Origin of the sequence: Marinobacter sp. S6332 (assembly GCF_023016045.1) — a bacterium.
In the GTDB taxonomy this organism is placed as follows: domain Bacteria; phylum Pseudomonadota; class Gammaproteobacteria; order Pseudomonadales; family Oleiphilaceae; genus Marinobacter.
On the sequence record NZ_JALKAP010000008.1, the window covers coordinates 1 to 12,077 of the forward strand.

A 12,077-nucleotide genomic window follows, 5' to 3' on the forward strand; every position below is an offset into this window, starting at 1 on the left:
TCGAAGTTCTTCTTTCTGATCACTGGGTCAGATTTGCTCTTTAACAAATTGGACGAGATAGAACACGAAGACATTTTCTCATTATCTCCGAGAAAATGTGTTCAATGTGATAGCGATTTTTTCAAGCGTTATCCGGTGTTGTCGTTGAAGTGGTTGTTTATAGCTTCAAGTGGCTTATCTCTGAGTACAAAAACAGGGTCTTTTGGTGTTTCCTTCGGGAAACGTTGAAAGCAAATGTGGGTGTGCCAGCGATCAGTTGTCTTGGGGTTATATAGTCAAGCAACTAAGCGCATACGGTGGATGCCTTGGCAGTCAGAGGCGATGAAAGACGTGGAAGCCTGCGATAAGGTTCGGGGAGCTGGCAAACAAGCTGTGATCCGGACATTTCTGAATGGGGAAACCCACCCGATTTCGGTCGGGTATCTTGCACTGAATACATAGGTGTAAGAGGCGAACCGGGGGAACTGAAACATCTAAGTACCCCGAGGAAAAGAAATCAACCGAGATTCCCTAAGTAGCGGCGAGCGAACGGGGACTAGCCCTTAAGCTAGACAACTGGTAGGAGAAGGCTCTGGAAAGTGCCGCCATAGTGGGTGATAGCCCCGTATCCGAAACCTGAGTCTAGTGAAATCGAGTAGGACGGGACACGTGGTATCCTGTCTGAATATGGGGGGACCATCCTCCAAGGCTAAATACTCCTGACTGACCGATAGTGAACCAGTACCGTGAGGGAAAGGCGAAAAGAACCCCTGTGAGGGGAGTGAAATAGATCCTGAAACCGTATGCGTACAAGCAGTCGGAGCAGACTTGTTCTGTGACGGCGTACCTTTTGTATAATGGGTCAGCGACTTATGTTCAGTGGCGAGGTTAACCGTTTAGGGGAGCCGTAGGGAAACCGAGTCTGAATAGGGCGATTTAGTCGCTGGGCATAGACCCGAAACCGGGCGATCTATCCATGAGCAGGTTGAAGGTTGAGTAACATCAACTGGAGGACCGAACCCACTGTCGTTGAAAAGCCAGGGGATGACTTGTGGATCGGAGTGAAAGGCTAATCAAGCCCGGAGATAGCTGGTTCTCCCCGAAAGCTATTTAGGTAGCGCCTCGGACGAATACCACAGGGGGTAGAGCACTGTTTCGGCTAGGGGGTCATCCCGACTTACCAACCCGATGCAAACTCCGAATACCTGTGAGTACTATCCGGGAGACACACGGTGGGTGCTAACGTCCATCGTGAAGAGGGAAACAACCCAGACCGCCAGCTAAGGTCCCAAAGTACCAGTTAAGTGGGAAACGATGTGGGAAGGCTCAGACAGCTAGGAGGTTGGCTTAGAAGCAGCCATCCTTTAAAGAAAGCGTAATAGCTCACTAGTCGAGTCGGCCTGCGCGGAAGATGTAACGGGGCTCAAACTGGTCACCGAAGCTGCGGCTGCATACTTTGTATGCGGGGTAGGGGAGCGTTCTGTAAGCCTGCGAAGGTGTGTTGAGAAGCATGCTGGAGGTATCAGAAGTGCGAATGCTGACATGAGTAACGACAATGCGGGTGAAAAACCCGCACGCCGGAAGACCAAGGGTTCCTGCGCAACGCTAATCGGCGCAGGGTGAGTCGGCCCCTAAGGCGAGACCGAAAGGTGTAGTCGATGGGAAACGGATTAATATTTCCGTACCTTGGATAGCTGCGATGGAGAGACGGAGAAGGCTAGGTGAGCCGGGCGACGGTTGTCCCGGTTTAAGCGTGTAGGGAGTGGGTTTAGGCAAATCCGGATCCACAATCCTGAGACGTGACGACGAGCACCCTTTTACGGGAGCGAAGTCATTGATGCCCTGCTTCCAGGAAAATCTTCTAAGCTTCAGGCTATTCGAGACCGTACCCCAAACCGACACAGGTGGTCAGGTAGAGAATACCAAGGCGCTTGAGAGAACTCGGGTAAAGGAACTAGGCAAAATGGTGCCGTAACTTCGGGAGAAGGCACGCTGGTGGTATGTGACGCCCTTCGCGGGTTGAGCAGAAGCCAGTCGAAGATACCAGGCCCCTGCGACTGTTTATTAAAAACACAGCACTGTGCAAACACGAAAGTGGACGTATACGGTGTGACGCCTGCCCGGTGCCGGAAGGTTAATTGATGGGGTTAGCATTCGTGCGAAGCTCTTGATCGAAGCCCCGGTAAACGGCGGCCGTAACTATAACGGTCCTAAGGTAGCGAAATTCCTTGTCGGGTAAGTTCCGACCTGCACGAATGGCGTAACGATGGGGGCGCTGTCTCTACCCGAGACTCAGTGAAATTGAAATCGCCGTGAAGATGCGGTGTATCCGCGGCTAGACGGAAAGACCCCGTGAACCTTTACTATAGCTTCACAGTGAACTTTGAACATGTTTGTGTAGGATAGCTGGGAGGCTTTGAAGCGTGAACGCCAGTTTGCGTGGAGCCAACCTTGAAATACCAGCCTGGCATGTTTGAGGTTCTAACTCTGGTCCCTTATCGGGATCGAGGACACTGTGTGGTGGGTAGTTTGACTGGGGCGGTCTCCTCCTAAAGCGTAACGGAGGAGCACAAAGGTGGGCTAAGTACGGTCGGACATCGTACGGTTAGTGTAATGGCACAAGCCCGCTTAACTGCGAGACTGACACGTCGAGCAGGTACGAAAGTAGGTCATAGTGATCCGGTGGTTCTGTATGGAAGGGCCATCGCTCAACGGATAAAAGGTACTCCGGGGATAACAGGCTGATACCGCCCAAGAGTTCACATCGACGGCGGTGTTTGGCACCTCGATGTCGGCTCATCACATCCTGGGGCTGAAGCCGGTCCCAAGGGTATGGCTGTTCGCCATTTAAAGTGGTACGCGAGCTGGGTTTAGAACGTCGTGAGACAGTTCGGTCCCTATCTGCCGTGGACGTTGGAGATTTGAGGAAAGCTGCTCCTAGTACGAGAGGACCGGAGTGGACGAACCGCTGGTGTTCCAGTTGTCTCGCCAGAGGCACTGCTGGGTAGCTATGTTCGGACAGGATAACCGCTGAAAGCATCTAAGCGGGAAGCCCCTTCCAAGATGAGATCTCCCCGGGCCCTCGAGGCCCCTAAAGAGCCGTTCAAGACCAGGACGTTGATAGGTCGGGTGTGTAAGCGCTGCGAGGCGTTGAGCTAACCGATACTAATTGCTCGTGCGGCTTGACTATATAACACCCAAGACAATTGCTTGGATAACGCTAGAACAAACGAAAAAATCAAAACACATTGAACAACCTCTATCTCGTCCCCCAGTGATCAACCGTTTTGTCTGACGACCATAGCGGCTTGGAACCACCTGATCCCATCTCGAACTCAGAAGTGAAACAAGCCTGCGCCGATGGTAGTGTGGCACTTGCCCATGTGAGAGTAGGTCATCGTCAGACTCTTAATACCGAAAACCCCCTCCGATAACTCGGTGGGGGTTTTTTTATGCCTAGAATTTGCTTCGTCAAGGAAGCCAGATTTCAAAAACACCACCGCCGAGTTCACCACCATTGTGAAGCTTAATACAGCCGTTTCGATCTCCTTCGCTATGCAGACTGGCCACAGCTGAAACAAAGAAAAGCCCAAGGCTGGTACTACCAGTTTTGAAGTCCAGAGACTTGAAGCTCAGCGTTCCCGTGTGTTGCATGCTCTTTGGATAACCCTTTCCGTTATCCTCTACTCTGATTACAAGATAACCCTCGTTTTCTCTAGCGTTTACCCTGATTTGGCTGTTCGTATAGCGAATAGCATTGTTAATGATATTGTTCAGTGCACCTGTTAGAAGGCTTGCATCGAAAAAGCCGTTTATCGGTTCAGCATCAATGGAATACTCAATTCCAAGTCCTTCAAGAAGCGGCGAGTGTCTGGCAAGGTGCTCTGACAAAAAGTCTGGAACATACAGCTCTTCGATATGCGCAGAAAGGTTGTTTTCGCCAAGTCTATAGATCCCCAAAAGCTGGACCAGATCATTGTGTATACGCTCAGCTTCGTATTGAAGGGTATTAAAACTATGGGAGTCCTTTAGATCGGTTGCATTTTGTGTTCTCAGTTCATCCAGAGAATTAAGCAGCATTCCTAGCGAGTTCTTCATATCGTGCACTGCCAGAGCTAAAACCATGGAAAAGTCGATGTTTCGATTACTCATAGTTTAAGAGCCTCTAGTTTGCGTTTTAGTGCTAGGTAGCGCCTGTACTGAGCATGATGTTCGGGAAGGTCATCTAAACGCTTCAGGTGTTGTTGGCAGCGCTCCAGCAAGCCCTTCCCATTCGTGCTGTTGTTGTACTGTTTTAGCAGCACCTGAATCTGATTAAGGTTTAGTGCAGGGTGGGTAGGTATTATTTCAAGTGCTTTGGAAAAGATGGCCTCCGCCTCTGTCAGATTGCCGGACTCAAAAGCTGCAATGCCTTCGCGGTTGAAACGGCGGGCTTTAATTTTAATGCGAAAGCTAACAGGCTCATCCAGTAAGCTCTCGATTTTTCTGGCTGAAGCAGGGTCCTCTCCGTAATGTTCTGTCAGCTTGCCGAGTGTTACTCTCGCTTCTTTTGCTAGATCAAGCCGGTATAGAGTTCGGGCGTAGTCCAGCCCAGCCTCTAACTCCAACACATCCACATTATTAAGCATCGCTTGCACACTCTCTAGAATAGAGTGGGCTTTGTCAAAGTGCCCCTGACCCGCATGAATCCTGCACTGAATGGCCTTGCTATGAAGTTCAAGTATTTCGTTGTCCGGGTATCGCTTCACCATGCTTTCAAGAACTGACAAAGCCTCATTCGCGAGCTTCTCTCCCTCGGTGCTTGTGTTGTCATCGCTCAGATCGTAAAGGGCCCTGCTCAGTGAAAGGTAGTGGCTGGCACTGTTATGAATGGAGTGAGCTCCAAGGCGAACAGTTTGGCGCCATGCCTCCGCAGCCGTCTCCATGTCCTGATTGGATTCAGCAAGTTCCGCTAAGTGTTTTTGCCGGTGGAGAGCGTTGGGCGACTGGTTTATCGCCTGCTCCAGAATCGTCTGGGCTTTGCTGGCGTGATGCTGGCGTTCAAGACCTTCCGCAAGAAGGTCGTAAGCCTCCATATAATCGGGGTGACTGTCGATCATACGCTGCAAGCTTTCAACGGCTTCTGCGTACCGGTGATTGGCAAGTAAAGCTTTATTGCGCCCAAGTCTTGCCCAAGACAGCTCACGCTGGGCTAGAGCCTCGTCATAAACTCTGATGGCGTGGGTTAGATCGCCCAATTGCAGGTATAACTCCCCAAGGGTTTTCATTAGCCAAGTTCTGTAACGGGGTAGCCGTGTAATCGCGGCGGTGCAGAGTGAAATCGCTTCTGGGTAGTTTTGACGATCGATTTCGCGATTGATTGCGAGTAAGGCATTGCGTTGATTAATCAGGCTACCGAGGCGCTTTTCCAGCATTGCCCGGTTGATTGGCTTTGCGAGATAGGCGTCTGGCTGGTATTCGCGAGCACCCATGACCATTTCTCTGGATGTCTCGGAGGTGACCATTAAAAACAGCGATGATCTTTTGAGAAGTTTCTTGTGGCGCAGTTCTTCAAGAATGTGCTGTCCGTTTCTACCGTCACCCAAGTTGTAGTCACACAGTACGACATCAACGTGATTATAGGTGCAATACTGTATAGCCGCTCTGGCATGTGCAACTAGTTCTATATTATTGGCGCCGCAACTGCGAAGCATATGCCGCATTGAGATTCTGAAGTTCTCAAAGTCGTCAACCACCAAATAAGTGAGCTTCCCAAAGGCACTAGGGTCTGGAGCAGGAGTGCTATCGGGCGTATTCATGAGCGTTTTTGCTTCAGAAGCTTGTTCACCATAGCTCGTAGGGCCGCCGGTTTAACCGGCTTATATAGAATTTGATATCCGCGCCCGATAGCGTCATCGCGAACTTCAGTTGCCATATAACCAGTTATTAAAATACCCGGAATATCGTATCCGACTGATTTACGAATTGCATCCATTGCATCGAGACCGTTCTTATCATCATCAAGCTGGTAGTCCGCCAATATAATGTCCGGTTGTTTGGCTTCCAGTTGTTCCAAGGCATGCTCAAGGCTCTCCGCAGCGGTAATGTCGCACTTCCAGTTTCCAAGAAGTGCGACCATTCCTTGGAGTATTGCTGGGTCGTTGTCGATACAGAGTACGCTCAGCCCCCCAAGGCTGGAAACGCGGCGGGCGCTTGTGGTTGCTAATGTTTCAGCGGCTCTATAGGCCTGATCCGCAGCAGCGAGCGGAACCGTAATGCCAAAGACGCTACCTTTGCCCTGAATTGACTGAACACTCACTGGGTGATTGAGCATGCCACTGATTCGGTCGACAATTGCAAGTCCAAGACCTAGGCCTTTTTTGTCTCGCCCATGCTGGAAGCGTCGGAATTCTTCGAAAATGAAGTTGAGCTGATCATCTGGAATGCCTGGGCCAGTATCCCAAACCTCAATGCGAAGGTAGCCTTTCAGGCGTCGGCAGCCCAACAGAATTTTTCCTTCGGGAGTGTAGCGTATTGCGTTGGAGAGAAAGTTCTGCACCACACGCCTAAGCAGTTTGGAGTCTGAGTAAACCCAAGCGCTACTTGGTACTACATGAAGTTTCAAGCCTTGGTCTTCTGCGATAGCAGTAAAATCTGTGGCCAGATGACGCATGATGTCGTTTACCGGAAACACTCCAAGGTCTGATTCCAAAGCGCCAGCGTCGAGCTTGGAAATATCGAGAAGGGTGCTGATGATCTCTTCCGCTGCGCCCAGTGAGCTGTCGATATGGTCAACAAGATCTTTGGTTTCGGTATTGTTGGCTTTACCTGCAAGTGCTGACGTAAATAGACGTGCAGCATTCAGGGGCTGTAACAGATCATGACTGGCGGAGGCAAGAAAGCGAGTTTTGCTCTGATTGGCTTGCTCGGCAACAGACTTGGCTTTGAGCATCTGCTCGTTAATAACCTGCAGCTCTTGCGTGCGTTCTTTCACCCGTTGTTCAAGGTACGTGTTGGTTTCTTTCAGCGCCTGCTCCGTGCGGCGCATTGGTGTGATGTCCTGAAATGTGGTGACGTAGCCACCACCGGGAATTGGACTGCCATCAACGCGAACGATGGTGCCGTCTGGCCTCTGGCGCTCGTAGGAAATAAGCTGGCCTTCACGCATGCTGGCGTAATGGTCGGATATGATTTCATCAATACGTCGGGCGGACAGGTTGGCGTTGGTTAGGTTGTAGCGCATTAGGTCTTCTGCCGGGCGTCCGACTCTTACGAAACCTTTTGGGTAGGCGAAAAGTTCCAGATAGCGGTGGTTCCAAACAACCAGTTGCTGCTGCTGGTTGACCACTGAGACGCCAAGGCTAATATTCTCGATAGCCGACTGCAGTAGTTCTCTGCTAAACGTCATGGCTTGTGACGCCTCATCAACAATGCTGACCACATCTTCAATCTGCATGTCGCGGCCGGTTAGGGTCGACTCCAAAACCACTCGGGCAGTCGACGCACCAATCACCGATGCGAGTTGGCGTTCTATATATTTCATCAAGTGAGACGAGGCTGGGCGGTGCGGATGCAGCCTTACTGCATTGCGGCGCTCATAGTTACGGAACACTGTCTCTGAGCGTTCCTCCCCCATGAATCTATCGCTAAGTGCTTGCAAGTCAGCTGTGAGTATTTCCCCCTGCCAGCCTTGATGGTGAACCGTATCGCCTTTTGGGTGAGGATCGTGGAAGAAAGAGGCGATTTGGATTTTTTCGCGCACCCTTTGGCGAGTTACTAACGAAAGTAAAATGTAAACCAAGGTGTTAATGCCAAGGCTCCAGATAATACCGTGGCTGGTTTGGTCGAGCTCTAAACCGAAAAGTGCTGTCGGTCTGGTCCAGCCAAGGCCCAATATACCCTCGTTGATCAGAGAGTCAGTGAACCAGCCTGTTGACGTTAAAGCGGGGAGGAGCAAAGTGTAGCACCACATAAGAAAGCCGAGCGCTAACCCCCAAGCTGCGCCTGTTGCATTCCCGCGGCGCCAAAGGATGCCTCCCACAAGCGCTGGTCCAAATTGTGCGGCGGCTGCGAAAGAGAGTAGCCCGAATGAAGTCAGGCTATAGTCTTCTCCCGCCATCCGGTAAAAGCCATAGGCCGTAAGCAAGACGATAAAAATAGCCACTCTACGAATGCCAAGCAGGAGGGAGCTCAGGTCTGTCTGACGGTTCATCCGCGGCCGGAAAAACTTGAGCAGGGCTGGCATTATAATTTCATTGCTAACCATGGTGGCAATGGCGACCGAGCATACGATGACCATGGCAGCTGCCGCTGATCCACCCCCAAGAAACGCAAGAATGGCTAGCCATTCTTTACCGGCCATAATGGGCAGTTGCAGGATTAGAATGTCGGGATTGCTGGCCATGGTTTCCGGCGCTAGCAAGCCAGCGGCCGCAATGGGTAGTACGAATGCGCTGGCTACAATGAGATAAACGGGCATTGCCCAACGTGCAACTTCAAAGTCCCGGTGGTCTGCATTCTCCACTACCATAACGTGGAACTGTCTAGGCAGGCAGATGATGGCAAGCATTGCAACGAGCGTTTGTGTTATGAATGCAGGTGCTTCGATGGCATCGGTTGTCAGAATGCCGGTCAAATCAGCCTGTTTTACATTCTCAATAAGATCCCCAAAGCCATTGTAGAGCCCGTATCCAACAAAAAGCCCAACGGCGACAAAGGCTACAAGTTTGATTAGTGATTCGAAAGCCACAGCCTGAATCATGCCTCGATGATGTTCAGTGGATTCCAAGTGGCGGGTACCGAAAAGCACAGTAAAGGCAGTTAGGGCTAGGGTGATATACCAGGCCGCATCGTTCCACGCGGCGGTGCTAAGTTCCTGAGCGCCAGCACCTGTGTCTGAGAGTACGCTGAAGCCCATGGCGATGGCCTTCAGTTGAAGTGCGATGTAGGGCACGCTGCCAATGAGCGCAAAGGTTGCAATCATAGCCGCAAGTAACTGAGATTTACCGTAGCGGGAGGCAATGAAGTCTGCGATAGATGTGCTGTTGTTGCGTTTACTTATATAGATAATGCGGCGTAACAGGGGTGCGCCGAAAACAAACACCAGTAGCGGGCCAAGGTAAATTGGCAGGAACCCCAGCCCTTCTTGGGTCGCGCGGCCAACAGCGCCATAGAAGGTCCAGGATGTAAAGTAGACCGCTAAAGATAAAGAATAAACGTGAGTTCTAGCAAAACGCCTGCGATACAATCCAGGGTGTTTATCACCCGCCCAGGCGATGATAAACAGGATTGAAATGTAGGTGATGGAGATTAAGACCAGCAGCCAAACACTAATCATATTTATGCATTTTCCTCAGGTAGGGCGGGTTGCCTGAACAAGTTGCTAGAATGTTAGCCGGGACATACCGTGGAATAAAGCGCGTCGACCGACTCCAAAACCTTTAGGTTGTCTACCCGCGGTGTTCCATCAGAACCGATAGGAATGAGCTCGCGGGTTGCGCAGTTAATAATGTGTATGCGGTGCGAAACAGTGTCCGTCACTTTTTGCTCAAAGTGGTAAAGCGTGAACCGGACTATGTCCGGGTTATTGGTATCCCGCCCGATGCTATCTGTGTCTACAGTGGAGAACGCCGTCACATACGGATAGACCAAAGACCACGGGCGCCAAAAAATTCCTTTACGTTCTGTGCTTACTACGACTGCCTCATCAGGCAGACGCGATTGCTTGTGGTCAAACCACGTATACTCTCCGTAAATCAAGTACCCCAACATGCCAGCGCCGGCAAATACGGGAATAATCCACTTAGGCGCCATGTTGCGAGTAACCGCCCGGATACCCAAAGCGACGCCAGCAGCGCCAAGCCCGCAGAATACAGTGGCGACAAGAGTCCAGAACATAAAAATTATCCCTTAAAAAAAGAACGGGCTTCCTCACAGAGGAAGCCCGTTCAGAACAACCTGCCAACTCGATGAGTTAGTCAGGTCAGCTTATTGCTTAGTGGTCTTGAGCTTGCCCGGCACCGCGAGGGTAGCGAACGCTTTCAACCAGCTCCTGAATCTCAACGGGCGGCTCTTCAGTTGCATTTGCTACTGCGAAGGCTACCGCAAAGTTGACCAGTGCACCAATCGCGCCAATCGACAGAGGTGAGATGCCAAATACCCAGTTTGCCGGAACGTCCGCGAGGTTGGCTGTGCCGGGAATGAAGAACCATCCCTTGTACACAAAGATGTACGACAGCGTGAATACCAAGCCGCTCAGCATACCCGCAATGGCCCCGGTATTGTTGATGCGCTTGGAGAAAATACCCATCATCAGCGCGGGGAACAGCGAGGCCGCGGCAATACCAAAGGCCAAGGCCACAACTTGAGCAGCAAACCCGGGCGGGTTGGCACCCAAATAAGTTGCCACAACGATCGCAACGGCCATGGAGATACGGGCTGCCAATAGTTCACCCTTATCTGTGATGCCCGGATTGATTGAGCCTTTAATTAAGTCATGGCTGACTGCCGAAGATATGGCTAACAGGAGACCTGCCGCTGTCGATAGTGCGGCAGCAAGGCCGCCTGCAGCAATCAAACCAATAACCCAGCCAGGAAGATTCGCTATTTCGGGGTTGGCGAGTACGATAATGTCACGGTTCACATCCAGCTCGTTGCCTTCCCAGCCACGAGCTTCAGCCTGCGGCTTAAACGCTTGGGCGGCTGGGTCGGATCCGTCATTATACATCTGGATGCGGCCATCTTCGTTTTTATCAACGTACTTGATCAGGCCGGTGACTTCCCATTCTTTCACCCATTGTGGGCGATCCTCGTAGCGAATCGGCTCAGCAGCTGTGCCATCGGGGTAAACAGTTGTCATCAGGTTCAATCGAGCCATGGACGCAACAGCAGGAGCTGTCAGGTAAAGTAGGGCAATGAATACCAAAGCCCAACCTGCGGACCAGCGAGCATCAGCAACCTTCGGAACTGTGAAGAAGCGGATGATAACGTGGGGCAGGCCAGCTGTACCGATCATCAGGGTCAGGGTGAATAGAACCATGTTCAGGTGGCTATCAACATCCGCAGAATACTCACTGAAACCAACATCAGTAATGACCTGATTCAACTTGTCGAGAATCGGCATGCCAGAATCAATATGTGTTGAGAACAGGCCAAGCGCCGGAACAGGGTTGCCGGTTAGCTGGAAAGAGATGAAAACCGCTGGAATGGTATAGGCAATGATCAGAACAATATATTGGGCAACCTGTGTGTAGGTGATACCTTTCATGCCGCCAAGTACGGAATAAATAAAGATTACAACAGCAGCGATCATCAGGCCTGTTGTAGAGTCAACCTCCAAGAAGCGAGAGAAAGCAACACCGGCTCCCGCCATTTGTCCGATAACATAAGTAAGTGATGCTACGATCAGGCAGATTACCGCAACCAGCCGGGCTTGCTTGCTGTAGAAGCGATCACCGATAAACTCTGGAACCGTAAACTTGCCGAACTTGCGCAGGTAGGGTGCCAATAGCATTGCCAGCAGAACGTAGCCGCCGGTCCAACCCATTAGGTAAGCGGAGCTTGCATAACCACTGGCGGCAATGATGCCTGCCATGGATATAAAGGACGCCGCAGACATCCAGTCGGCACCAATCGCCATGCCGTTGGTGATTGGGTGAACACCGCCACCGGCTACGTAGAAGTCTTTTGTGCTGCCAGCCTTAGCCCAGACAGCAATAAGGATGTAGATGAGGAAGGAACCACCTACAAACATGATGTTGATTGCAAATTGGCTCATACGCTTACTCCTCGTCTACGCCGAATTGTTTATCGAGTCTGTTCATGCGCCACGCGTAGTGGAAGATAAGTCCAATGAACGTGAGAATAGAGCCCTGTTGAGCAAACCAGAATCCCAGGTCGGTACCGCCGATTGGGATACCTGAAAGCATCGGGCGTAAAACAATTCCAAAACCGTATGAGACCAGAGCCCAGACAATCAGGCTCCCAAATATAAGGCGAAGGTTCGCCTTCCAGTACTTTTCAGCATCGTAGCTATGACCTGGCATAGGATTACTCCTGTCTTGTTGTTGTTTATCCGTGGTGTTTTTTCGATGAGCTGAGCAAACCAGAGAGTTTATTAT

General features: G+C 51.1%; 6 protein-coding genes and 2 rRNA genes. 2 read left to right on the forward strand and 6 right to left on the reverse strand.

Annotated elements, in window-relative coordinates:
- Window positions 1–273: 273 nt before the first annotated feature.
- Together MWU62_RS12465 and rrf are read left to right on the forward strand one after the other, a co-directional pair.
- Window positions 274–3,169, forward strand: a 23S ribosomal RNA gene (locus MWU62_RS12465).
- A 100-nt stretch (window positions 3,170–3,269) separates the two neighbouring features.
- Window positions 3,270–3,385, forward strand: a 5S ribosomal RNA gene (gene rrf, locus MWU62_RS12470).
- Between the two features lie 65 nt (window positions 3,386–3,450).
- On the opposite strand, the gene MWU62_RS12475 is transcribed toward rrf, so the two are convergent.
- From MWU62_RS12475 to MWU62_RS12500, 6 genes are all read right to left on the reverse strand, one after another.
- The gene (locus tag MWU62_RS12475) at window positions 3,451–4,131 is read right to left on the reverse strand and encodes a HAMP domain-containing sensor histidine kinase (RefSeq protein ID WP_247115228.1); all 681 of its coding nucleotides are present in this window, start codon (window positions 4,129–4,131) and stop codon (window positions 3,451–3,453) included.
- Entirely contained in the window at window positions 4,128–5,777 is a 1,650-nt protein-coding gene (locus MWU62_RS12480) for a tetratricopeptide repeat-containing response regulator (RefSeq protein ID WP_247115229.1), read from the reverse strand. Before MWU62_RS12480 ends, MWU62_RS12475 begins: the two co-directional genes overlap by 4 nt.
- Window positions 5,774–9,295 carry a PAS domain-containing hybrid sensor histidine kinase/response regulator gene (locus tag MWU62_RS12485; protein ID WP_247115230.1) on the reverse strand — a complete coding sequence of 1,174 codons (3,522 nt, stop codon included), beginning with the start codon at window positions 9,293–9,295 and terminating at the stop codon, window positions 5,774–5,776. The genes MWU62_RS12480 and MWU62_RS12485 overlap by 4 nt, the downstream gene beginning before the upstream one ends.
- Before the next feature lie 53 nt (window positions 9,296–9,348).
- Window positions 9,349–9,855: a hypothetical protein gene (locus MWU62_RS12490; protein WP_247115231.1), complete on the reverse strand. Its 507-nt coding sequence runs from the start codon at window positions 9,853–9,855 to the stop codon at window positions 9,349–9,351.
- 97 nt (window positions 9,856–9,952) lie between these two features.
- On the reverse strand, window positions 9,953–11,734 hold the full coding sequence (locus MWU62_RS12495; RefSeq protein ID WP_247115232.1) for a sodium:solute symporter family protein: 1,782 nt from the start codon (window positions 11,732–11,734) through the stop codon (window positions 9,953–9,955).
- A gap of 4 nt (window positions 11,735–11,738) precedes the next feature.
- Window positions 11,739–12,002 carry a DUF4212 domain-containing protein gene (locus MWU62_RS12500; RefSeq protein WP_200366440.1) on the reverse strand — a complete coding sequence of 88 codons (264 nt, stop codon included), beginning with the start codon at window positions 12,000–12,002 and terminating at the stop codon, window positions 11,739–11,741.
- Between the last annotated feature and the right edge of the window lie 75 nt (window positions 12,003–12,077).